The organism is Pseudomonas campi (assembly GCF_013200955.2).
Taxonomy (GTDB): domain Bacteria; phylum Pseudomonadota; class Gammaproteobacteria; order Pseudomonadales; family Pseudomonadaceae; genus Aquipseudomonas; species Aquipseudomonas campi.
In genome coordinates, this window is record NZ_CP053697.2 from 188,597 (window position 1) to 210,611 (window position 22,015).

The 22,015-nt window shown below is 65.7% G+C and carries 20 protein-coding genes; 9 read left to right on the top strand and 11 right to left on the bottom strand.

The window, feature by feature from the left end; translation table 11 throughout:
• Position 1: 1 nt before the first annotated feature.
• The gene (locus tag HNE05_RS00855; protein ID WP_173211138.1) at positions 2-433 is read left to right on the top strand and encodes a c-type cytochrome; all 432 of its coding nucleotides are present in this window, start codon (positions 2-4) and stop codon (positions 431-433) included.
• A gap of 146 nt (positions 434-579) precedes the next feature.
• Here HNE05_RS00855 and HNE05_RS00860 read toward each other — a convergent pair whose 3' ends face one another.
• A complete protein-coding gene (locus HNE05_RS00860; RefSeq protein WP_173211140.1) occupies positions 580-3,132 on the bottom strand; it encodes an SEL1-like repeat protein in 2,553 nt (850 codons plus the stop codon).
• Between the two features lie 71 nt (positions 3,133-3,203).
• Positions 3,204-5,213 carry a DNA helicase Rep gene (gene rep, locus HNE05_RS00865; RefSeq protein WP_173211142.1) on the bottom strand — a complete coding sequence of 670 codons (2,010 nt, stop codon included), beginning with the start codon at positions 5,211-5,213 and terminating at the stop codon, positions 3,204-3,206.
• A gap of 298 nt (positions 5,214-5,511) precedes the next feature.
• Here rep and HNE05_RS00870 point away from each other — a divergent pair, with 298 nt between their 5' ends.
• Complete coding sequence (locus tag HNE05_RS00870) at positions 5,512-7,185, top strand: putative bifunctional diguanylate cyclase/phosphodiesterase (protein WP_173211144.1); 1,674 nt, start codon at positions 5,512-5,514, stop codon at positions 7,183-7,185.
• A gap of 106 nt (positions 7,186-7,291) precedes the next feature.
• Here HNE05_RS00870 and HNE05_RS00875 read toward each other — a convergent pair whose 3' ends face one another.
• Complete coding sequence (locus tag HNE05_RS00875) at positions 7,292-8,677, bottom strand: NorM family multidrug efflux MATE transporter (protein ID WP_173211146.1); 1,386 nt, start codon at positions 8,675-8,677, stop codon at positions 7,292-7,294.
• 135 nt (positions 8,678-8,812) lie between these two features.
• Between HNE05_RS00875 and HNE05_RS00880 the strand changes: the two genes are divergently transcribed.
• Positions 8,813-9,742 (top strand): LysR substrate-binding domain-containing protein, encoded by a 930-nt coding sequence (locus HNE05_RS00880; protein WP_173211148.1) that lies wholly within the window; start codon positions 8,813-8,815, stop codon positions 9,740-9,742.
• Here HNE05_RS00880 and HNE05_RS00885 read toward each other — a convergent pair.
• Together HNE05_RS00885 and HNE05_RS00890 are read right to left on the bottom strand one after the other, a co-directional pair.
• A complete protein-coding gene (locus tag HNE05_RS00885; RefSeq protein WP_173211150.1) occupies positions 9,739-11,232 on the bottom strand; it encodes a YifB family Mg chelatase-like AAA ATPase in 1,494 nt (497 codons plus the stop codon). The two genes, HNE05_RS00880 and HNE05_RS00885, sit on opposite strands and share 4 nt — an antisense overlap.
• Positions 11,233-11,271: 39 nt before the next feature.
• On the bottom strand, positions 11,272-11,532 hold the full coding sequence (locus HNE05_RS00890) for an accessory factor UbiK family protein (RefSeq protein WP_173211153.1): 261 nt from the start codon (positions 11,530-11,532) through the stop codon (positions 11,272-11,274).
• Positions 11,533-11,944: 412 nt separating this feature from the next.
• Here HNE05_RS00890 and glnK point away from each other — a divergent pair, with 412 nt between their 5' ends.
• The 5 genes from glnK (at position 11,945) to sutA (ending at position 16,012) form a co-directional block, all read left to right on the top strand.
• Positions 11,945-12,283, top strand: coding sequence for a P-II family nitrogen regulator (gene glnK, locus HNE05_RS00895; RefSeq protein ID WP_021700071.1), 339 nt, complete (start codon positions 11,945-11,947; stop codon positions 12,281-12,283).
• A 35-nt stretch (positions 12,284-12,318) separates the two neighbouring features.
• Positions 12,319-13,635, top strand: a complete 1,317-nt coding sequence (locus tag HNE05_RS00900; RefSeq protein ID WP_173211155.1) for an ammonium transporter — start codon at positions 12,319-12,321, stop codon at positions 13,633-13,635.
• A gap of 92 nt (positions 13,636-13,727) precedes the next feature.
• Complete coding sequence (locus HNE05_RS00905) at positions 13,728-14,978, top strand: ammonium transporter (RefSeq protein WP_173211157.1); 1,251 nt, start codon at positions 13,728-13,730, stop codon at positions 14,976-14,978.
• Between the two features lie 181 nt (positions 14,979-15,159).
• Positions 15,160-15,585: a secondary thiamine-phosphate synthase enzyme YjbQ gene (locus tag HNE05_RS00910; RefSeq protein WP_173211159.1), complete on the top strand. Its 426-nt coding sequence runs from the start codon at positions 15,160-15,162 to the stop codon at positions 15,583-15,585.
• Between the two features lie 97 nt (positions 15,586-15,682).
• Entirely contained in the window at positions 15,683-16,012 is a 330-nt protein-coding gene (gene sutA / locus HNE05_RS00915) for a transcriptional regulator SutA (protein WP_173211161.1), read from the top strand.
• 99 nt (positions 16,013-16,111) lie between these two features.
• Here the strand turns inward: sutA and HNE05_RS00920 are convergent, their stop codons facing one another.
• The 6 genes from HNE05_RS00920 to lptM form a co-directional block, all read right to left on the bottom strand.
• The gene (locus HNE05_RS00920; protein ID WP_173211164.1) at positions 16,112-16,804 is read right to left on the bottom strand and encodes an HAD family hydrolase; all 693 of its coding nucleotides are present in this window, start codon (positions 16,802-16,804) and stop codon (positions 16,112-16,114) included.
• Positions 16,801-17,754 (bottom strand): tyrosine recombinase XerC, encoded by a 954-nt coding sequence (gene xerC / locus HNE05_RS00925; protein ID WP_173211166.1) that lies wholly within the window; start codon positions 17,752-17,754, stop codon positions 16,801-16,803. Before xerC ends, HNE05_RS00920 begins: the two co-directional genes overlap by 4 nt.
• A gap of 93 nt (positions 17,755-17,847) precedes the next feature.
• Positions 17,848-18,546, bottom strand: a complete 699-nt coding sequence (locus HNE05_RS00930) for a DUF484 family protein (protein ID WP_173211168.1) — start codon at positions 18,544-18,546, stop codon at positions 17,848-17,850.
• Positions 18,543-19,373 (bottom strand): diaminopimelate epimerase, encoded by an 831-nt coding sequence (dapF, locus tag HNE05_RS00935; protein WP_173211170.1) that lies wholly within the window; start codon positions 19,371-19,373, stop codon positions 18,543-18,545. Before dapF ends, HNE05_RS00930 begins: the two co-directional genes overlap by 4 nt.
• A 5-nt stretch (positions 19,374-19,378) precedes the next feature.
• A complete protein-coding gene (lysA, locus tag HNE05_RS00940; protein WP_173211172.1) occupies positions 19,379-20,638 on the bottom strand; it encodes a diaminopimelate decarboxylase in 1,260 nt (419 codons plus the stop codon).
• 9 nt (positions 20,639-20,647) lie between these two features.
• Positions 20,648-20,785 carry an LPS translocon maturation chaperone LptM gene (gene lptM / locus HNE05_RS00945; RefSeq protein ID WP_173211174.1) on the bottom strand — a complete coding sequence of 46 codons (138 nt, stop codon included), beginning with the start codon at positions 20,783-20,785 and terminating at the stop codon, positions 20,648-20,650.
• 174 nt (positions 20,786-20,959) lie between these two features.
• On the opposite strand from lptM, the gene HNE05_RS00950 reads away from it, so the two are divergent.
• Positions 20,960-22,012 (top strand): AraC family transcriptional regulator, encoded by a 1,053-nt coding sequence (locus HNE05_RS00950; protein WP_173211177.1) that lies wholly within the window; start codon positions 20,960-20,962, stop codon positions 22,010-22,012.
• Positions 22,013-22,015 lie beyond the last annotated feature (3 nt).

Sequence of the window (22,015 nt, forward strand, 5' to 3'; positions counted from 1 at the left end):
CGTGAACCTGATCAAGAAGATGCTGGCGGCACAAGCTGCCGTATTGGCCCTGTGGGCTGTGAGCGCTCAGGCTGCGACCAATGACGAAATCGCCGAGCGCCTCAAGCCGGTTGGTGAAGTCTGCGTCCAGGGCGAAGAATGCAAAGGTGTGGGTGCCGTTGCCAGCGCAGCGGCCAGCACTGGCCCGCGCAGCGGTGATGACGTGATAGCTGCCCATTGTGGCGCCTGCCATGGTGCTGCTGCTGCCGCGATGGGCGCGCCAGGTATTGGCGATGGTGGTGCCTGGAAGACTCGCGCTGGCGCCGCCGGTGGGCTTGATGGTCTGCTCAAGCATGCCATCTCCGGCATCAACGCCATGCCGCCGAAAGGCACCTGCGCCACCTGCTCGGATGACGAGCTGCTGGCTGCAATCAAGACGATGTCCGGCCTGTAACAAGCCGGTATCGCAAAAAAACCGCCCTCGGGGCGGTTTTTTTATGCCTGTGAATTGGTGTTTGGGCGATTGACCCGCGCGCCTGGGTCTATCTGCGGGCTCTGTGCTGCGCATGGCGCACCCTCCGGAGGAGCCGAGGCCAGCGCTTACTGCTTGCTGAATAGCCGACTCAGCAGGCCGGGCTTTTTCTGTTGCCGGAGCAGCTCTTCGGCCAGTTCGCGGGCGCCTGGCACCTCGGCCGTCACGGCTTTGTGCAGCCAATCGAGGGCCTCTTCCTGGCTGTGTTCATCGTCCAGCAGCAATTCGGCCAGGGTCAGGTAGGCGTGTTCAAAGCCTGCTTCGCAGGCCAGCTGCAGCTGTTCGCGGGCCTTGTCGGGGTTAGCCGGGCAGCCCAGGCCATGCAGGTGCATGAGGCCCATCCGCCAGTGTGCGTAGCTGTTACCGCGGCCGATGGCGTGCTGGTAATAGCGCTGGGCCTGGGCATAGTCCTCGCGCTGCTCGTAGAGCCAGCCCAGCTGAATGTCGCTCTCGTTGCGCTGGCCAAAGCGCCAGGCTTCCAGGTAGTGCTGCAGGGCCAGATCCGGATCGCCCACCGGCGGTTCCTGGTCGAACAGCAATATGGCCAGTTCCAGATGCGCAGCACGATGACCACGCGCGGTAGCCAGTTGCAGGTAGTGACGCGCCTGCATCAGGTCGGTCTCGCAACCCCGGCCATGGCGGTAGCAGTCACCCAGGTTGCGTGCGGCCAGGGCCGAACCGGCGTCGCTGGCGCGCTGGAAATAGGTGAGGGCGCTGGCGTGGTCCTGATCGGCCTTGCCCAGCAGACAACCGAGGTCGTTGAGCGCATCGTGGTTACCCAGCTCGACCGCCCGCAGCAGCAGTGGGCGGGCCTTCTCGTAGTCCTGCGCGTCCAGGGCGGCCAGGCCACGACGGTGGCTGTCCAGGGCTTGCCAGAGGTCGCCCGCGCTGTTGTGCAGGCAGGCCAGCTGCACCTCGCTGAGGCCGAACTGGGCGTAGCGGTCGACTATCTGCAGGGCGCGCTCGGCGGCCAGTGGCTGGCAGCTGCCGTCTTTCTGCAGAAGCCAGGCATGCTCGGCGTGGAACACCAGCGCCAGCTCCTCGCTCTGCACGAAGCGGCGCTCGGCGGCTGCCTGGTCGAGCGGTTCGCGCAGCCATTGGCCCTGGCTGTCGAGGATGCCCCAGCGGCCGTCCTGGCAGGCGTTGAAATAGCCGTCGTGCAGGTTCGTCAGGCGCTCGAAGCGCGGTTCCACCGTCCAGCCGGCCTGCGCGCCGCCACGGTACAGGCCCCAGCGCTTGTTCTCCTGCACCAGGCAGTAGTGGCTGCCGTCGGCACCCCCACAGCCCTGCTGCAGCTCGATCCGGGCATAGGCGCAGGGCAGCAGCCAGCAGCCGTCCTGGTGGCGATAGAGGCCGTACTGGCGGTTGTCGCGCACCCGCCAGGCCTGCATCTCGCGGAGGTAGTCGAGCGCCTGGTACTCGCCGGGCAGCAGGGCCTGGCCCTGCTCGTCGAGGGCGCGCCACAGCCACTGCTTACCCTCGCGGCGGCGGATCAGATAGGCCTCGCCGCCCTTGCCCAGGCTGACGCTGTCGATATTGTCCAGGCCGATGGCGCCAAGGTCGTGGAAGCGCGTGGTGAACAGGTGCTGCGGGCCCTGCGCCGGCTTCGCGCTGTAGTAGCCCTCGTAGGCGTGGATCTGCTGGTACTGGGCCGGCAGCATCCAGCGGCCATTGGGATCGATCACCCCCCATAGTTCGCCTTGTTGCACACTCCAGTAGGCGCCGGTGTAATCCAGCGCCTCAGAGCAGTCGAACTGGCAGGGCACGGTCACCCGACCCTGGCGATCAATCAGGCCGTAGCGGCCACCTTCGGTGATCAGCGCATGCTCGCCGATGAAGTCGAAGGCATCCTCGAACTCGCAGGCGATCACTTCGCGGCCCTGGCGGTCGACATAGCCGAAGCGCTGGTCGTGCTGCACGCAGGCCAGCCCGCTGTGCCAGTCGAAATCGAAGAAGGCCTGGTAGCGCGGCGCGATCAGCACCTGGCCGCTGGCATCGCGCAGGCCATAGCGCTCGTTCTCGCAGAAGATCTCCAGGCCGTCTTCGTCCTCGCACAGCTGTGCCCCGAGCGGTTCCCAGCCGTAGTCGTAGTTGTCCAGATTGAGCACGGCGCGGAAGCTGCCCGCCCAGGGCGCGTCGACGCCGGGGCAGTTGTCCAGCAGCAGTGGGTTGTCGCAGGCGATGGCCTCGCGGATGCAGCGGTTGGCCTGCTCGATTTCGCCGAGCAGGGCTTCGGCCTGTGTGCGGCGCTCATCGTCGGCCATGTTGAACACGTCCCAGGCGTCCAGATGGAACCATGCGTGGCCGGCGCGGTTGTCGAGCAGCTGGAAGATCTTCTGACGCGCCGTGCGGAAGGCCTCGACATCATCCAGCAGGCTGCTGGCGTGGCGCTCGATGAAGTCGTAGAAGTCGCGCAGGGCCTGGATGCCGGCCTTGGCCTCGGCGTACAGGCCTTCGTCGCTGTCCGGGCTGTTGTAGCAGTTGGCGCCGACGAAGGGCGCCGCGCTGAACAACGGTTGCAACAGCAGGGGCAGTTCGTAGCCCCACTCCATCAGGAGCAGGCTGTCGTCATCGTCGCTACCGACGACGGCCTTGTTGTACAGGTACATGCGATGGGACATGGCGCGCTTCCTTGCGATACGGCGAAAGCGCGCAGTCTAGCCAAGCCGCCGCCGCGCGGCTGTGCGCTCCGTCAGCGCTTGAGCATCGCGCGCATGTTAGCCAGGGCATCGTTGCCGCGCGCGGCCTTGACCTCCACCGGTGCGTCTTCCTGGCCTTCCCAGACCAGGTCTTCCGGCGGCAGCTCGTCGAGGAAGCGGCTCGGCGAGCAGTCGATGATCTCGCCGTACTGCTTGCGCTTGGCGGCGAAGGTCAGCGTCAGGTTGCGCTTGGCGCGGGTGATGCCGACATAAGCCAGGCGGCGCTCTTCCTCGATGGTGTCGGACTCGATGCTGGAGCGGTGCGGGAGGATCTCCTCCTCGAAGCCGATGATGTACACCGAGGGGAATTCCAGGCCCTTGGAGGCGTGCATGGTCATCATCTGCACGCCCTCGGCGCCGTCTTCCTCCTCCTGCTGGCGCTCGAGCATGTCGCGCAACACCAGCTTGCCGATGGCGTCCTCGACGGTCATGTCGCCGTCTTCGTCCTTGTCCAGGGTGTTTTTCAGCGCCTCGACCAGGAACCAGACGTTGCCCATGCGCGCCTCGGCGACCTTGTCGCTGGAAGCGTTCTGCCGTAGCCAGTTCTCGTAGTCGATGTCCATCACCATGCTGCGGATCGCGCCGATCGGGTCGTTGCCGGCACACAGCTCGCGGATCTTGTCCATGTAGCGCTTGAAGCGCGCCAGGCGCTCGGTGTAGCGGCTGTCGAGGTGCTCGGCCAGGCCGATCTCGTCGCTGGCGGCGTACATGCTGATCTTGCGCTCGGTGGCGTAGTTGCCGAGCTTTTCCAGGGTGGTCGAGCCGATCTCGCGGCGCGGCACGTTGATCACCCGCAGGAAGGCGTTGTCGTCGTCCGGGTTGACCAGCAGGCGGAAGTAGCTCATCAGGTCCTTCACCTCCTGGCGGGCGAAGAAGCTGGTGCCGCCGCTCAGGCGATAGGGAATCTGATGGTGCTGCAGCTTCAGCTCCATCAGCTTGGCCTGGTAGTTGCCACGGTAGAGGATGGCGAAGTCGCTGTACGGGCGCTCGGTGCGCAGGTGCTCGGTGAGGATTTCCAGGGCCACTCGCTCGCACTCGGCATCTTCGTTGCGGGTACGGATCACGCGGATCTCGTCGCCTACGCCCATGTCCGACCACAGCTGCTTCTCAAACACGTGCGGGTTGTTGGCGATCAGGGTGTTGGCGCACTTGAGGATACGGCTGGTGGAGCGGTAGTTCTGCTCGAGCATCACCACCTTCAGCGACGGGTAGTCCTCTTTCAGCAGCATCAGGTTTTCCGGACGCGCGCCGCGCCAGGCGTAGATCGACTGGTCATCGTCGCCGACCACGGTGATCTGGTTGCGCATGCCCACCAGCAACTTCACCAGCAGGTACTGGCTGGAGTTGGTGTCCTGGTATTCGTCGACCAGCAGGTAGCGGATGCGGTTCTGCCACTTTTCCAGGATGTCCTTGTGCTCCTGGAACAGCTTCACCGGCAGCAGAATCAGGTCGTTGAAGTCCACCGCGTTGTACGCCTTGAGTGTGCGCTGGTAGTGCAGGTAGACGATGGCGGCGGTCTGCTCCTTGGGGTTGCGTGAGTTGGCCAGGGCCTCCTCGGGCAGGATCAGCTCGTTCTTCCAGCTGTCGATGTAGTTCTTGACCTCGTCGGCGCCATCATCGCCGGCGTATTCCTTCTGCATGATGTCGGTCAGCAGGGCCTTGATGTCGCCGTCGTCGAAGATCGAGAACCCCGGCTTGTAGCCCAGCGCCGCGTATTCCTTGCGGATGATGTTCATGCCCAGGTTGTGGAAGGTCGACACGGTCAGGCCGCGCGCCTCGGCGCCCTTGAGCAGGGTGCCGACACGCTCCTTCATCTCGCGCGCGGCCTTGTTGGTGAAGGTCATGGCGACGATATGGCGGGCCTGGATGCCGCACTTCTGCACCAGGTGCGCGATCTTGCGGGTGATCACGCTGGTCTTGCCGGAGCCGGCGCCGGCGAGCACCAGAAGGGGACCGCCGACGTAGTTCACGGCTTCTTGCTGCCGGGGATTGAGTCGGGACATGGCGAAGGTATCAACGAGGGGAAAACCAGGCGCGCATTCTAGCAGGCCGGGCACGGCGCCGGGCCGCTGGCCGATGACGCGCCTGGCCGGGCGCCAATCTCAATAAAAAGCTTCAATAGTGTGCGCTAAGTCTCTATTTCTAAAGATCAAGTACGTTTGTTCCGATTGCTGGCGGTTGCCCCTGCTATGCCTTTGCCGCAGGATGCGCAGAAAGCTGCACAGGGATGCGCAAACACGAGACGCCGAGTACGGCGCACACAGACGAGGTAAGTCTGTCTTCTGACCCCGGGGAGGTCGTTTGTCCGCGCTTGTCGAACCTTTGCGCCTGGTCCTGCTGGCTGAACAGCCGGAATGGGCCCCCCTGCTGCGCAGCCGACTGGAAGCGTTGGGCAGCTGTTACCCGCTGATTACTTCACCGACCTGGGAAGCCGCCAGCAGCCTGTTCGACGACCCCGGTACGGGCCTGTTGCTGACCACCCCCGCCTGCCTGCCCGAACCCGGCCTCTGCCCCCTGCCCATCGTGCTGCTGCTCGACAGCGAGCCCGAGCAGGCGCCTGAGGATGTCTACGATTGGCTGGTGCGCGACAGCCTCAGTGTCGACATGCTGCGCCGTTGCCTGCGCTATGCGCGCGAACGCAGCCAGCTGCAGAACACCCTGCAGCGCCTGGCCGAGCAGGACCCGCTGACCGGCATCGCCAATCGCCTGGGTTTCCATACCCTGCTGGCGGCGCACCTGGCCGAGTTCCATGGTCGCGGCCTGGCCCTCGGCCATCTCGATCTGGATAACTTCCGCCATGCCAACGACGCCCTCGGCCACCAGGCCGGTGATCGCCTGATCCTGCAGGTGGTGGCGCGGCTCAAGAGCCAGCTTGAGGCGGGAGACCGCGTGGCCCGTCTGGGCAGCGACGAATTTGCCCTGCTGATCGACACCCGCCGCGATCCGCAGCGGGCGGAAAAGATCGCCGAACGCATCACCGAGGCCCTGGCCGAACCCTACTGGGTGGATGGCGAGAGCCTGCTGATCGGCTGCAGCCTGGGCATCGCCCATGCCCGCGCGGACGCCGGCGCCGACCCGCTGATGTGGCACGCGCACATTGCCATGCAGCAGGCCAAGGCGTCCCAGGGCTGCACCTTTCATGTCTTTGACGAGCGCACCAACCGCGGTGCGCGCAGCCAGGCCGATCTGGAAAGCGAGTTGCGCCGCGCCCTGCGCCGGGATGAGCTGGAACTGCATTACCAGCCGCGCCTGTGCCTGCAGAGTGGACGCATCCTCGGCCTGGAGGCGCTGGTGCGCTGGCAGCATCCGCAGCGCGGCCTGCTCGGCCCGGACGAGTTCGTGCCGCTGGCCGAGGAAAGCGGGCTGATCGTGCCGCTGGGTTACTGGGTGATCTCCCGGGCCCTGCGCGATATGCAGTGGCTGCGCGGGCGCGGCCTGCCGGCGCTGCACATGGCGATCAACCTGTCGTTCCGCCAGTTTCAGGACAGCCAGTTGCTGGCTACCCTGCAGCGCCTGATCGAGGAGCGCGGGGTCGACGCCCAGTGGCTCGAATTCGAGCTGACCGAGACCGCCGTGATGCGCCGCAGCGACCAGGTGCAACAGACCATGCAGGCCCTCGGCCGCCTCGGCGTGCGCTTCTCTCTGGACGACTTCGGCACCGGCTTCTCCTCCTTCGTGCACCTGAACAACCTGCCGATCACCCTGCTGAAGATCGACAAGAGCTTCGTCGGTGGCATGGGCGAGCGCGCGGAGAACCGGCAGCTGGTGCGGGCGATGATCAACCTGGCGCACAACCTCCATCTGGAAGTGGTCGCCGAAGGCGTGGAGAACGCCGAACAGCTGGCCCTGCTGCGCCAGTTCGGTTGTGATCAGGTGCAGGGTTACCTGATCAGCAAGGCCCTGCCGCTGGCCGACCTGGCGCGCTTCCTGGTGTTCGGCGTGCGCCAGCCCCTGCTCTCCGGCTTGCCCTCGTAGGAGCGAGCTCTGCTCGCGAAGCGTTTGCGCGCCGGTTTGTGGTGAGTACGTAGCCCGGATGCAATCCGGGAAAGCAGGCCGCTCTTGTCCCCGGATTGCATCCGGGCTACGACAGGCAGCTCTCTGCGATGGCCGGTTGTGGCCGCAACAGGCGCGCAGTCTTCCACTCGAAACCCAGGGTCAGGCCGATGGCTGCGCAAGCCAGGCCGCCCGCTAGACCCCACCACACGCCTGCGGCGCCCCAGCCCAGGGGGAAGGCCAGCGCCCAGGCCAGCGGCGCGCCGATCAGCCAGTAGCAGCCGAGGCCGACCCAGAAAGTGGTCTTGCCGTCCTTGAGGCCGCGGATGGCGCCCATGGCGATGGTCTGGATACCGTCGAACAGCTCGAACCAGGCCGCCACCGCCAGCAGGCTGACGGCCAGGGCGATGATCTCGGCGAAGTCCGGATTGTCGAGGTCGAGGAACAGCCCCACCACCCACTGTGGCGCCAGCCAGAACAGCAGGGCGAAGCCGAGCATGCAGCAGGCGCCCAGGGCGATGCCCAGGCGTCCGGCGCGGCGGGCATCAATCAGGCGGCCGGCGCCGAAGTGCTGGCCGATGCGGAAGGTGGTGGCGTAGGAAATCCCCACCGGCACCATGAACGCCACGTACACCGACATGATTGCCACCTGGTGCGCGGCCAGCGCCTGGCTGCCGATGGCACCCATGCTCAGGGCGGCGAAGGCGAACAGGCCAGACTCCACCGCGTAGGTGCCGCCGATTGGCAGGCCCAGGCGCAGCAGTTCCTTGAACTCCGCCAGGCACGGCTTGAGCAGACCGCGGCGCAGTGGGTAGGCGGCGTAGACCGCATGCCCGGTGAGGTGCCAGGCCAGCAGCAGGGCCATGGCGCTGCTGACCAGCGCGGTGACCAGGCCGATGCCGGCCAGGCCCAGCGGCGGCAGGCCGAACCAGCCGTGGATCAGCGCATAGTTGAGGGCGAAGTTGGCCACGGCACCGCCGATGCTGATGGCCATGACCGGACCCGGCCGACCGATGGCGGCGGTGAAGCCGCGTAAAGCCATGAAGCTGAGGTAACCGGGCAGGGCGAACACCAGGGTGGAGAGAAACTGCTGGGCGCCGGCGATGTTGTGCGGCTCCTGACCGAAGCGTTGCAGTAGCGGGCCTAGGTTCCACAGCAGCAGGCCGGCGCCCAGTGCCAGGCCCCAGGCCAGCCATAAACCGGTCTGGGTCAGGCGGGTGACGCCGGGGTTGTCTTCGGCGCCGTGGCGGATGGCGACCAGGTTGCCGACCGCGGCCAGCACGCCGACGCAGAAAATCGAAACGAACGAGTAGCTGGCCGCGCCGAGGCCGCCGGCGGCCAGTTCGGCCGGGCCGAGCCAGCCCATCATCAGGGTATCGGTGAACACCATCAGCACATGCGCCAGCTGCGCGGCGATCAGCGGGCCGGCCAGGCGGACGAGGGCAAGCAGTTCCAGGCGAGCGGCGGATGACATGATTCTGACTCAGGTAGATGGCTTGCCGAGGAAATCCAGGACGGCAGAGAATGTCGCCATTCTCCTGAGCCAAGCGAGTTGGCACAAAATGAAAAAGCAGATGCTTTGCATGATTAAAACTCATGGATTTGCTCGATGAGCCGGCGTCTGCCGCCGCTCTATGCCCTGCGCGCCTTCGAGGCAGCGGCGCGGCATGCCTCCTTCACCCGCGCGGCCGAGGAGCTGGCGATCACCCAGAGCGCGGTGAGCCGGCATATCCGCACCCTGGAAGAACACTTCGCCTGTCGTCTGTTCGAGCGCAAGGGCCGCAACCTGCAACTCAGCGAAACCGGGCGCACCCTGCTGCCCGGCGTGCGCGATGGTTTCGACGCGCTGGAACGGGCCTGTACCGCCCTGCGTGCGGATGACGCCACCCTGCGCCTGAAGGCGCCCTCGACCCTGACCATGCGCTGGCTGCTGGCGCGGCTGTCGCGCTTTCGCCTGCTCAATGCCGATATCGAAGTGCAGCTGACCAGCGCCTGGATGGACGTGGACAAGGTCGACTTCCACCACGAGCCGTTCGACTGCGCGGTGCTGCTCAACAGCGGCGCGGCCTTCCCCGAGGAGTGGGAGGCGGTCGAGCTGTTCGCCGAGTGGCTGATCCCGGTGTGCGCGGTGGATGCGCTGACCGAGCAGCCCTGGGACCTGGCGCGCCTGCAGGCCAGCGAGCTGCTGCACCCGACCCCGGACCGCCGCGATTGGCGCCAGTGGCTGCAGGCCATGGGCCTGGCCGAGCAGGTGCCGCTCAAGGGCGGCCAGGTATTCGACACCCTGGAGCTGGGCATGGTCGCCGCCGCCCGCGGCTATGGCGTGTCGATCGGCGACCTGGTGATGATCGCCGAGGATGTCGCCCAGGGTCGCCTCGGCTTGCCCTGGCCCAGCGCGGTGCCCAGCGGCTGCAGCTACTACCTGGTGTGGCCGCGTGGCCACCGAGGTGAAGAGCGTCTGCGCCGGTTGCGTGATTTCCTGGTCGCCGAGGTGGCGGCGATGCAGTTGCCGGATGTGGCGCGGATCAGATCGGCTTAGCCGGCGGCCGGGCGGTACTGCAGGGCTTCGGCCAGGTGCGCGCGGCTGATGTGTTCCAGCTCTTGCAGATCGGCCAGGGTGCGCGCCACCTTGAGCAGACGGTGGGCGGCGCGTAGCGACAGATTGAGGCGCTCGCAGGCGCTCTCCAGCCAGCGCTGGTCGTCGGCCTGCAGCGGGCAGTGCTGGCGCAAACCCGGCAGATCGAGAAAGGCATTGGCGCAGCCCTGGCGCCGCATCTGCCGCTGGCGCGCGTTAGCCACCTCGGCGGCGACGCTGGCGCTGTTCTGCCCGCTCTCGGGGTCGGCGTGCAGCGCGGTGCTTTCCCGCGCCACGGTCAGGTGCAGGTCGATGCGATCGAGCAGCGGCCCGGACAGTTTGCCGCGGTAGCGCTGAATCTGTTCCGTGCTGCAGCGACAGCGCCCGCTGGGGTCGCCCAGGTAGCCGCAAGGGCAGGGGTTCATCGCTGCCACCAGCTGGAAACGGGCGGGAAAACGCACCTTGTCACGCGCCCGGGCAATCACGATCTGCCCGCTCTCCAGTGGCTCGCGCAAGACTTCCAAAACTTTTCGATCGAACTCCGGAAGTTCGTCCAAGAATAAGACGCCCTGATGGGCCAGGGTGATCTCCCCCGGTTGTGGGCGACTGCCGCCACCGACTAGGGCCGGGCCGGAGGCGCTGTGATGGGGCTGGCGAAATGGCCGTTGCGGCCAGCTGGTCAGCGGCGCCTGGCTGGCCACCGAGTGGATGGCGGCGACCTGCAGGGCTTCTTCTTCATCGAGTGGCGGCAACAGGCCGGGCAGACGGCTGGCCAGCAGGGTCTTGCCGGTGCCGGGTGGTCCGGTAAACAGCAGGTTATGGCCGCCACTGGCGGCGATCAGCAGGGCGCGTTTGGCTGCCAGCTGGCCTTGCACTTCGGCCAGGTCCGGGTAGGGCGTGCAGGTGCGCAGCAGGCCACTGGCCTGGTAAGGCGCCAGCGGGGTGTGGCCATTGAGGTGGGCGGCGAGCTGCAGCAGGTGCTCGATGGCCAACACGCTGAGGCCTGAGGCCAGGCAGGCTTCCTCGGCATTGGCACTTGGCACCACTAAGGTGCGTCCGGCTGCGCGCGCAGCCAAGGCGGCGGGCAGCACGCCCTGAACCGGGCGCACGGCGCCGGACAGCGCCAGTTCGCCGAGGCATTCGAGGTTGTCCAGGCTGGCGGCAGGCACCTGGCCGCTGGCAGCCAGCACGCCGAGGGCGATGGCCAGGTCGAAACGTCCGCCATCTTTTGGCAGATCGGCAGGTGCTAGGTTGAGGGTGATGCGTCGGGTGGGGAATTCGAAGCCGGAATTGAGGATGGCGCTGCGCACGCGATCCTTGCTTTCCTTTACCGCCGTTTCTGGCAGGCCGACCAGGGCCATGCTCGGCAGGCCGTTGGCCAGATGGGCCTCGACGGTAACGGCCGGCGCTTCGACGCCGACCTGGGCACGGCTGTGGACTATGGCCAGGGACATGATCACTCCTTGATCAGGTCGCCGGCCGCTGATCGTCGATCAGTCGGCGGGCGGGTTTGGCTGCGCTTCCATGGCGGCCACCTTGGCCTCCAGGGCTTCCAGGCGGGCGCGGGTGCGCGCCAGGACAACCATCTGGCTGTCGAATTCGTCACGGCTGACCAGGTCCAGTTTGCTGAACGCACTCTGCAGCAGCACCTTGAATTGCGCCTCGAATTCGCTACGTGGCAGCGGCGTATCGCCGTTGAACAGGCGAGAAGCGTGGCTGGTCAGGGCGTCGAGCAGGGCTTTGGGCGGCAGCATGATGGGGGTTCCGGTGTCAGACGGGCGCCAGTGTAGCACGCAGCCCTTGGCGCTACGGCGCAGGGCATGACTGCACGGTTTTTGACCACGGCTGCCGTTTGCTGTGCACTGTTTGCGTGCAATGACTTGCGGGTGGAAAACCCGTTAAACCCGGTTTATTGGCCTAACTCCATGAAAACAGGGCTTTTGTCAGAGCTGGCAAGCTTTCTGCTTAGTGACCTGTGACGTGTGCACCGATGCAGTACCGGTGCACGGAGTGAGGCGGGGGAATGCTTCACTGCATGCGGTTGGTTGGCACTGGAAAGGTCGCAGTCATGGCCTACGGTGCGTTTCAAAAGCCAGACACTGCGCTTAGACTTGAGCCGGGTTTGTTCTTCCTGGGGCAAGTCCACCAAATACGGGAGAGAGTTTAATGAAGCTAGTCACTGCCATCATCAAGCCGTTCAAGCTGGACGACGTGCGCGAGTCGCTGTCGGAGATCGGCGTGCAGGGCATCACCGTCACCGAAGTCAAAGGCTTCGGTCGGCAGAAGGGCCACACCGAGCTGTACCGTGGCGCGGAATACGTGGTGGATTTTCTGCCCAAGGTGAAGATCGACGTGGCCATCGCCGACGACCAGCTGGATCGGGTTATCGAGGCGATCACCAAGGCTGCCAACACCGGCAAGATCGGTGACGGCAAGATTTTCGTCGTCAATCTGGAACAGGCCATCCGCATCCGTACCGGCGAAACCGGCACCGACGCAGTTTAAGCCTCAGAACCTCACACGCCCCAGGAGAAAACAATATGACTCTGCGTAAGATCGCAGGGCTAGGAGCCCTCTTGTCCCTCGTTACCCCTGGCCTGGCCATGGCTGACGAGGTTGTCCTCAACTCCGGCGACACCGCCTGGATGCTGACTGCCACCATTCTGGTGCTGCTCATGACCATCCCCGGCCTGGCGCTGTTCTACGGTGGCATGGTCCGCTCGAAGAACATCCTCTCGGTAATGATGCAGTGCTTTGCCATCACCGGCCTGATCAGCATCCTGTGGGTCGTCTACGGCTACAGCATCGCGTTCGATACCACCGGCATGGAGCAGGGTGTTGTTAACTTCAACTCCTTCGTCGGCGGCTTGTCCAAGGCTTTCCTCAGTGGTCTGACCCCGAGCAGCCTGATTGGCGCCTTCCCGGAAAGCGTGTTCATCACCTTCCAGATGACCTTCGCCATCATCACCCCGGCCCTGATCGTCGGTGCCTTCGCTGAGCGCATGAAGTTCTCCGCGATGCTGATCTTCATGGCGGTGTGGTTCACCCTGGTCTATGCACCGATCGCACACATGGTCTGGTCCGGCAACGGCGGCCTGATGTGGGACTGGGGCGTACTGGACTTCGCTGGTGGCACCGTGGTGCACATCAACGCCGGTATCGCTGGCCTGGTTGCCTGCATCGTGCTGGGCAAGCGCAAAGGCTTCCCGACCACCGCCATGGCTCCGCACAACCTGGGCTACACCCTGGTCGGCGCAGCGATGCTGTGGGTAGGCTGGTTCGGCTTCAACGCCGGCTCTGCCATCGCTGCCAACGGCACTGCCGGTATGGCCATGCTGGTAACCCAGATCGCTACCGCCGCTGCAGCCCTGGGCTGGATGGGCGCCGAGTGGATTACCCACGGTAAGCCGAGTGCCCTGGGCATCGCTTCCGGTGTGGTTGCCGGTCTGGTTGCCATCACCCCGGCTGCCGGTACCGCTGGCCCGATGGGTGCCATCGTGATCGGTCTGTCCGCTGGCGTGATCTGCTTCTTCTGCGCCACCAGCCTGAAGCGCAAGCTGGGCTACGACGACTCCCTGGACGCCTTCGGTGTACACGGCATCGGCGGCATCGTCGGCGCCCTGCTGACCGGCGTGTTCGCGGCACCGGCCCTGGGTGGCTTCGGTACCGTTGAAGACATCGGCGCACAACTGTTCATCCAGTTCAAAGGTGTTGCCTTCACCGTTATCTACACCGCCGTGGTCACCTTCGTGATCCTGAAAGTGCTGGACATGGTGATGGGCCTGCGCGTCAGCGAAGAAGCCGAGACCGTCGGTCTCGACCTCTCCGAGCACAACGAGCGCGGCTACAACCTGTAAGCCCTGCTGATGTGCAAAACGCCCGGTTCGCCGGGCGTTTTTTTGTCCGCGCCAACGGCGGCGCGAGGTGTAACGGTACAACGGAGTACTCGATGGAAAGCACGGCACTGATTCCCCTGCAGTATGCGCTGGACACCTTCTATTTCCTGATCTGTGGTGCATTGGTGATGTGGATGGCGGCAGGTTTCGCCATGCTCGAATCCGGCCTGGTACGGGCGAAGAACACCACGGAAATCCTCACCAAGAACATCGTGCTCTACGCCCTGGCGTGCGTGATGTACCTGCTGTTCGGCTACTACCTGATGTACAGCGGTGACGCCGGTGGCGTGCTGCCCAATTTCGGTTTCCTGATCGGCGCTGAACATGCGGTTGAAACCGTCGCCGCCGGTGGCGAGGGCGCCCCCTACTACGCCAAGCGCGCCGACTTCTTCTTCCAGGTGGTATTCGTCGCCACCGCCATGTCGATCGTCTCCGGTGCGGTGGCCGAACGCATGAAGCTGTGGGCCTTCCTGGCTTTTGCCGTGGTCATGTGCGGCGTGATCTACCCGGTGGAAGGCTACTGGACCTGGGGCGGCGGTTTCCTCAAGGAAGCCGGTTTCAAAGATTTCGCCGGCTCCGGCATCGTCCACCTGGCGGGTGCCACCGCGGCCCTGGCCGGGGTGATCCTGCTTGGCGCGCGCAAGGGCAAGTACGGCAGCAACGGCCAGATCAACGCGATCCCCGGCGCCAACCTGCCGCTGGCGACCCTTGGCACCTTCATCCTGTGGTTCGGCTGGTTCGGCTTCAACGGCGGCTCGCAGTTGAAGATGAGCACCATCAGCGATGCCAACGCGGTGGCCTCGGTATTCGTCAACACCAACCTGGCCGCGGCTGGCGGCCTGCTGGCAGCACTGGTGGTGGCGCGCATCCTGTTCGGCAAGGCCGATCTGACCATGATCCTCAACGGTGCCCTGGCCGGCCTGGTGGCCATCACCGCCGAGCCGTCCACCCCGACCGGTGTGCAGGCGGCGCTGATCGGTGCGGTTGGCGGTGTGCTGGTGGTGTTCAGCATCCTGCTGCTGGACAAGCTGCGTATCGATGACCCGGTCGGTGCCATCTCGGTGCACGGTGTCAGTGGCATCTGGGGTGTACTGGCCGTACCGCTGACCAACAGCGCTGCCAGTTTCGCCGCGCAGTTGCTGGGTGTGGCCTGCATCTTCGCCTGGGTGTTCGTCGCCAGTCTGCTGGCCTGGGGCCTGATCAAGCTGGTCATGGGTCTGCGCGTCAGCGAGGAAGATGAATACGAAGGCGTCGACATTGTCGAGTGCGGCATGGAGGCCTACCCGGAGTTCACCCGCAAGTAAGCGCACGCGTTGGGTTGCAAGGGGCGCTGCGGCGCCCTTTGTCTTTTCTGGCTTGCTGTCCAGGATCGGGAACAGACCCTAAAAGTTGCAATTAACTGCATTTGTTCTGCTGCGCCTAGGTGAAATACGCGCGGACAGGCCCTAAAATGCGCCCGCAACGGGATCTGCAGGTACGCCGGCGATGTGGCTGCAACGAGTGATCACCCTGGGTGCCAGGGCGCGCGGTTTCCATCTGGTGACGGATGAGCTTGTCGCTGCCTTGCCGGAGTTGCGCGCTTATCGGGTCGGCCTGCTACACCTGTGGCTGCAGCACACCTCGGCCTCGCTGACCGTCAACGAGAATGCCGATGGGGCGGTGCGACGTGACTTCGAGCGCTTCTTCAATCGTCTTGTGCCCCAGGGCGCAGAGGGTTATGAGCACGACTACGAAGGGCCGGATGATCTGCCGGCACATTTCAAGTCCAGTCTGCTGGGCTGTCAGCTAAGCCTGCCGATAACCTCGGGGCAGCTGGCGCTGGGTACCTGGCAAGGGATTTACCTCGGCGAACACCGGGATCGGGGCGGCGCTCGGCGTGTGCTGGCGACGCTCCAGGGTGAACTCGCATGAGTCACGGGTAACGGCCCATGAATTTTTTCTGGCGGCGTTTGCAATGCACGCGGCTGGTCTATAACTAACCTGCTTTGCGCAAGGCATGAGGTAGCACATGAGCGACGAAGAACTGGAACAAGACGAACTCGAAGCTGGCGACGAGGACGAAAGCGAGGAGCTGGAAGCGGCCGACGACGATGTCGCGGACGATAGCGAAGACAGCGGCTCCGACGCCCCCAGTGTCAAGCCTGGCAAGAAAGCCAAGGCGGCGGTGGATGTCGAAGAACTGCCGAGCGTAGAAGCCAAGCAGAAGGAGCGTGACGCCCTGGCCAAGGCCATGGAAGAGTTCCTCTCGCGCGGCGGCAAGGTGCAGGAAGTCGAGGCCAACGTCGTGGCCGATCCGCCCAAGAAGCCAGACAGCAAGTACGGTAGCCGCCCCATCTGAGGTCGCTAGCGTGATGAAAAAGCCCGCCAATCGGCGGGCTTTTTCATGTCTGCCTGGCGGCGGAGTCAGTCGCGAGCGCTGCTCTGCGCATCTGCGCCACTACCAGCGTTCGAGCAGCGCCGGCAGCTCGGCCAGGCTGGCGATCTGTGCATCCGGCAGCTCATCGCCTTGCCAGGTCTTGCCCTGCGGGTTGAACCAGATCGCGCGCATGCCGGCGGCGCGCGCCCCGGCGATATCGTCGCTGGGGTGGTCGCCGATATGCACGGCCTGCGCGGCCGCCACTCCGGCGCGCTGCAGGGCGGTCTGGAACGGATGGGGGTCGGGTTTGCCGACGCCCAGTTCCTCGGCGCACAGGGCGAACTGGAAGTAGTCGGCCAGGCCCAGGCGGCGCACGTCGGCATTGCCGTTGGTGATCACCCCGAGGCTGAAGCGCAGGGCCAGGCGCTCCAGGGTCGGATGCACTTCGGGGAACAGTTCGACCCGGTGGCGGGCGGCGAGAAACACCTGGAAGCCCTGCTCGGCCAGCTCGCGTGACTCGGCCTCGGCGTAACCCGCATCGATCAGGGCATGCCACAGGATGCGTCGGCGCAGCTCGCTGAGACGGTGCTTGAGCATCGGTTCGGCGCCCAGCAGACGGCTGCGGATCGCCCACAGATGTTCGATCGGCACCGGGCCCAGGCGTGGCGCCTGCACGGCCAGCCAGTCACGCAGACTGGCCTCGGCACCGTGCATCACCGGCGCCACATCCCACAGGGTGTCATCGAGGTCGAAGGTGATCAGGCGCAGGCTCATTCGTCGTTTCCTGTGCTGCGATTAGCGTTTGCCGGCGCGAGGGGCGCGTCCTGTGCAGGGCTGGCGCTACTGCGCTTGGCCCGTGGATGGGCCTGGTCATAGACCGTCGCCAGGTGCTGGAAATCCAGGTGGGTGTAGATCTGCGTGGTGCTGATATCGGCATGCCCGAGTAGCTCCTGCACCGCGCGCAGGTCCTGGGATGACTCCAGCATATGGCTAGCAAAGGAGTGTCTGAGCATATGCGGATGCAGATTCTGCCCCAGCTCGCGCACCCCGGCCTGGCGCACGCGCAACTGCACGGCGCGGGCGCCGAGGCGGCGGCCCTGTTGGCTGACGAACACGGCGCCATCGGCCGGGTTGCTCAGCAGGCGCAGCTCCAGCCAGGCCTGCAGCGCTTCGCGGGCCTTGCTGCCGACCGGCAGCTCGCGCGTCTTGTTGCCCTTGCCGACCACGCGGACCAGGCCGCCTGACAGGTCCAGGCCGCTCAGGTCGAGGCCGACCAGCTCGGACAGGCGCAGACCCGAGGAGTAGAAGAGTTCGAGCATGGCCTGGTCGCGACGGGCGATGAAGTCGTCTTCCACCGCGCCGTCCAGCAGTTGCACGGTGCGGTCGGCATCCAGGGTGCGTGGCAGGCGCCGCTCGCCCTTGGGCGGACTCAGGCCCGTAGCCGGATCATGCCGGCACAGGCCTTCGCGGTTCAGGTACTGATAAAGGCCGCGCACGGCCGAAAGCAGGCGTGCCAGCGAGCGGCTGGACTGGCCCTGGGCGTGCAGGCGGGCAACTACGCTGCGCAGGCTGCGGCCGTCGAGGTCGCTCCAGTGGGCGATGGCGTTCTTCTCGCAGAGCGCGAGGACTTTCAGCAGGTCACGCCGATAACCGTCGAGTGTATGCGGCGACACCTGGCGCTCGCGGCGCAGGTGTTCGAGGTAGGCGTCGAGGTGATCCTGCATGGATGGCTCCAGGCGCGGGGATGCGGGTAGGAGCGAGCTCTGCTCGCGAAGCGATCCGCAAAAGCTTCGCCAGCAGAGCTCGCTCTTACGGGATCAGCGTACCGAACGCAGCGGCGCGGCGAAGCGCGGTAGCACGCGGGCGAGGACTTCGGCGACGTAGCCGAGGAACAGGGTGCCGAGGCTGCTCTTGTAGTGCTGCGGGTCCGGGCTGCCGATGGCCAGCACGCCATGCAGGCCCTGGTGGCTGAGGCTGACCACGGCGGCCGAGCCGACCTGGGCGAACTCATCGGCACCGAAGAGAAATTCCAGTTCGTTGGGGCGCAGCACGCCGCAGGTGGTCTTGCCGCCCGACAGCAGGCTGCCGATGGCCTGGTGCGCCTCGGCACTGGTTACTGCGCGGCCGACGCCCAGTGGCGTTTCGCTGAACAGGATGAGGCTGACGAAGGGCACCTGGAACTCGTGGCGCAGGCTGTCCTCGGTGGCGCTGATCACTTCTTCCAGGCTGCTTGAGTCGAGCAGGGCGAGGATCAGGCGGCGGGTCTTGTCGAACAGGCGGTCGTTGTCGCGGGCCACATCCATCAGCTGCGACAGGCGATGGCGCATCTCGATGTTGCGCTCGCGCAGCAGTTTCACCTGGCGCTCGACCAGCGATACGGTGTCGCCGCGCTGGTGCGGAATGCGCAGCTCGGGAATCAGCTCGTCGTGGTCGATAAAGAATTCCGGGTGCTGCCGCAGGTAGGCGGCGACTGCCTCCGCGTCGAGCGGAACGGGCTGATCCTGGCTGTCACTCATAGACGGACTTGTCCTTCGTACACGCGAACGGCGGGTCCGGTCATCATAACCGGCTGGCCCGGGCCTGCCCACTCGATGCACAGCTTGCCGCCGGGCAAATCCAGCTGCAGTGGTGAATCCATCCAGCCCTGGCGAATCGCCGCCACGGCCGCGGCGCAGGCGCCGGTGCCGCAGGCCTGGGTCTCGCCGGCGCCGCGCTCCCACACGCGCAGGCGCGCATGCTGGCGATCGACCACCTGCAGGAAGCCGACATTGACCCGCTGCGGGAAGCGCGGGTGATGCTCCAGCTTCGGCCCAAGACTATGCACCGGGGCGTTGTCGAGGTCGGCGACGCGCAGCACCGCATGCGGATTGCCCATGGACACGGCAGCCAGTTCGACGTTTTGCCCGTCGACCTCGACCGAATAGTTCAGCGCTTCGGCCTCGGCCTGGAACGGGATGACCTTGGGGTCGAGGCGCGGCGGGCCCATGTCGACGGTGATCTGGCCATCCGGACGCAGGTTCAGCTCGATGATGCCGCCCTTGGTCTCGACGCGGATCTGCTTCTTCATGGTCAGGCGCTTGTCGATGACGAAGCGGGCGAAGCAGCGCGCGCCATTGCCGCACTGCTCCACTTCCGAGCCATCGGCATTGAAGATGCGGTAGCGGAAGTCGACGTCCGGGTTGCTCGGCGCCTCGACCAGCAGCAGCTGGTCGAAGCCGACGCCGGTGTGGCGATCACCCCAGGCCTTGGCATGCTTGGGCTGGATATGCGCGTGCTGGCTGATCAGGTCGAGGACCATGAAGTCGTTGCCGAGGCCGTGCATCTTGGTAAAGCGCAGCAGCATGACAATTACTCGTGGGGGGCCGGAGGCAGCAGGCTTTCGCCGGCGTAGAGCTCTGCCAGGGTTTCGCGGCGGCGCACTTCGAAGGCCTGATCACCGTCCACCAGCACCTCGGCGGCGCGGCCGCGGGTGTTGTAGTTGGAGCTCATGACGAAACCATAGGCACCGGCCGAGCGCACGGCCAGCAGGTCGCCTTCGGCCAGGGCCAGTTCGCGGTTCTTGGCCAGGAAGTCGCCGGTCTCGCAGATCGGCCCGACCAGGTCGTAGTTGCGCGTCGCGCCGTCACGCGGCTGTACCGGGGTGACGTCCATCCAGGCCTGGTACAGCGCCGGGCGGATCAGGTCGTTCATCGCCGCATCGACGATGGCGAAATCCTTGTGCTCGGTGTGCTTGAGATATTCCACGCGGGTCAGCAGCACGCCGGCGTTGGCGACGATAGAGCGGCCCGGCTCGAATACCAGGGCCAGGTCGCGGCCCTGGATGCGCTCGCGCACGGCGGCGATATAGTCGCCGGCCAGCGGTGGCTGCTCGTCACGGTACTGCACGCCGAGGCCGCCGCCGAGGTCCAGATGCTTGATCCGGATGCCTTGCGTGGCGAGCAGGTCGATCAGCGCCAGCAGGCGTTCCAGGGCATCGAGGAACGGCGGCAGGCTGGTCAGCTGCGAACCGATGTGGCAATCGACCCCGACCACTTCCAGGTTCGGCAGCGCGGCGGCGCGGGCGTAGACGGCCGGTGCCTGCTCGATGTCGATGCCGAACTTGTTTTCCTTGAGGCCGGTGGAGATATACGGATGGGTGCCGGCATCCACGTCCGGGTTGACCCGCAGCGAGATCGCCGCGCTCTTGCCCAGCTCGGCGGCCACCACTTGCAGGCGTTCCAGCTCGTCCACCGATTCGACGTTGAAGCAGTGCACACCCACTTCGAGGGCGCGGCGCATGTCGTCGCGACTCTTGCCGACGCCGGAGAAGACGATCTTGCCCGGCTCGCCACCGGCGGCCAGGACGCGCTCCAGCTCACCGCGGGAGACGATGTCGAAGCCGGCGCCGAGGCGCGCCAGGACGTTCAGCACGCCGAGGTTGGAGTTGGCCTTGACGGCGAAACAGACCAGATGCGGCATGCCGGCCAGGGCATCGGCATAGGCGCGGTACTGCGCCTCGATGTGGGCGCGCGAGTAGACGTAGGTCGGCGTGCCGAAGCGCTCGGCGATGGCGGACAGGGCCACGCCCTCCGCGAACAGTTGCCCGTCGCGGTTGGTAAAGGCTTGCATGGAACCCCCTTAGAGGAAAACGTCTTTGTCGCGATCTTGCGTGGTTTTCTGATCATCCGGGTGGTACAGCGGGCCTTTCTGGCCGCAACCGGCGAGGGCAGCAGTAACGACGACGAGCGCGATGAAGGGCAGCAGCAGGCGCTTCATGGTGAATTCCTTTGCGAAATCGAGATTGCTCGGGAGTATACCGGCCGCCCGACAGCTTGCCTATGCGCTGGAATTCACGCCCGACGGGCTCTGCAAACCCCAGTCGATGGCGCGTTTGGCTTGCCTGCCTGGGCCCGTTTGCGGCTAGCATGACGAATAAAAAACGGAGTCCCGATGGAAAGCCCAGCCCCTCTCGCCAGCTCGGTCTCGGTCGCCTACCTGCAAGGCCTGCTGGATTACCTGGAGCGCCAGGGCTTCGCCAGCGCCCATCTGCTGGCCAAGGTGCAGCTGAGCCCGAGCCTGCTCGGCCAGCGTGACCAGCGCGTGGCGGCCAGCGCCTACCTGGAGTTGCTCGGCGAAGGCGTACGCCTGACCGGTGACGAGCAGCTCGGCCTGCACCTGGGCGAGGCGATTCGCCCCGGTTACTACGGCGTGCTCGGCTACCTGATCATGAGCTGCGCGACCCTCTCCGACGCCCTGCACCGGCAGGCGCGCTATGCCAGCCTTGTCGGCAACCTCGGCCGCGTCGAGCTGGACGAGGAGCCGCCGCGTGCGGGCCTGGAGCCGCAGGTGGTGCACAGCTGGCACCCGTCGCTGCCGCAGCACCAGCGCCTGCACGCCGAGGAGACACTGGCCGGCTGGGTGACCTTCGGTCACTGGATCAGCGGCCTGACGGTGCCGCCCACCGAGGTACGCTTCCAGTACCCGGCGCCGGCCGATACCTCCGAGTACCAGCGAATCTTCCGCTGCCCGGTGCTGTTCGAGCAGGCCGACAATGCCCTGGTATTTCCCAAGCGCTTGTTGAGCACCCCGCTCGGCCAGGCCGATGCACAATTACGTCAGCTGCTCGATGCACACGCCGATCGCCTGCTCGGTGAGCTCAAGCAGGGCCACAGCGTGCTCGACCGGGCGCGCCACGAACTGGCCCTGCAATTGCCCGAGCAGGGCGCCGATCTGGAGTTGCTGGCGCAGACCCTGCAACTCAGTCCGCGTACTTTGCAGCGGCGTTTGCGCGAGGCCGGGTTATCCTTTAGCCAGCTGCTCGACGAGACGCGCGAGCAACTGGTACTGCATTATCTGCGCGACCCGGCGCTGGAACTGGCGGAAATCGCCTTCCTCGTCGGTTTCAGCGAGGCCGGTTCCCTGGCCCGCGCCTTCCGCCGCTGGACCGGGCAGAGCCCCGGTGCCTACCGGCAGAACCTGGCCGACCCCGCATCCCTTCCCTGAGGA

Coding starts and splice junctions, on each gene's coding strand:
- rep (WP_173211142.1), bottom strand. CDS start 5,213: ATGTCCCGACTCAATCCCCGGCAGCAAGAAGCCGTGAACTACGTCGGC.
- HNE05_RS00885 (WP_173211150.1), bottom strand. CDS start 11,232: ATGTCCCTGGCCATAGTCCACAGCCGTGCCCAGGTCGGCGTCGAAGCG.
- lysA (WP_173211172.1), bottom strand. CDS start 20,638: ATGCAAGCCTTTACCAACCGCGACGGGCAACTGTTCGCGGAGGGCGTG.
- HNE05_RS00890 (WP_173211153.1), bottom strand. CDS start 11,532: ATGCTGCCGCCCAAAGCCCTGCTCGACGCCCTGACCAGCCACGCTTCT.
- dapF (WP_173211170.1), bottom strand. CDS start 19,373: ATGCTGCTGCGCTTTACCAAGATGCACGGCCTCGGCAACGACTTCATG.
- HNE05_RS00930 (WP_173211168.1), bottom strand. CDS start 18,546: ATGAGTGACAGCCAGGATCAGCCCGTTCCGCTCGACGCGGAGGCAGTC.
- HNE05_RS00860 (WP_173211140.1), bottom strand. CDS start 3,132: ATGTCCCATCGCATGTACCTGTACAACAAGGCCGTCGTCGGTAGCGAC.
- glnK (WP_021700071.1), top strand. CDS start 11,945: ATGAAGCTAGTCACTGCCATCATCAAGCCGTTCAAGCTGGACGACGTG.
- HNE05_RS00875 (WP_173211146.1), bottom strand. CDS start 8,677: ATGTCATCCGCCGCTCGCCTGGAACTGCTTGCCCTCGTCCGCCTGGCC.
- xerC (WP_173211166.1), bottom strand. CDS start 17,754: ATGCAGGATCACCTCGACGCCTACCTCGAACACCTGCGCCGCGAGCGC.
- HNE05_RS00905 (WP_173211157.1), top strand. CDS start 13,728: ATGGAAAGCACGGCACTGATTCCCCTGCAGTATGCGCTGGACACCTTC.
- sutA (WP_173211161.1), top strand. CDS start 15,683: ATGAGCGACGAAGAACTGGAACAAGACGAACTCGAAGCTGGCGACGAG.
- HNE05_RS00910 (WP_173211159.1), top strand. CDS start 15,160: ATGTGGCTGCAACGAGTGATCACCCTGGGTGCCAGGGCGCGCGGTTTC.
- HNE05_RS00950 (WP_173211177.1), top strand. CDS start 20,960: ATGGAAAGCCCAGCCCCTCTCGCCAGCTCGGTCTCGGTCGCCTACCTG.
- HNE05_RS00920 (WP_173211164.1), bottom strand. CDS start 16,804: ATGAGCCTGCGCCTGATCACCTTCGACCTCGATGACACCCTGTGGGAT.
- HNE05_RS00880 (WP_173211148.1), top strand. CDS start 8,813: ATGAGCCGGCGTCTGCCGCCGCTCTATGCCCTGCGCGCCTTCGAGGCA.
- lptM (WP_173211174.1), bottom strand. CDS start 20,785: ATGAAGCGCCTGCTGCTGCCCTTCATCGCGCTCGTCGTCGTTACTGCT.
- HNE05_RS00900 (WP_173211155.1), top strand. CDS start 12,319: ATGACTCTGCGTAAGATCGCAGGGCTAGGAGCCCTCTTGTCCCTCGTT.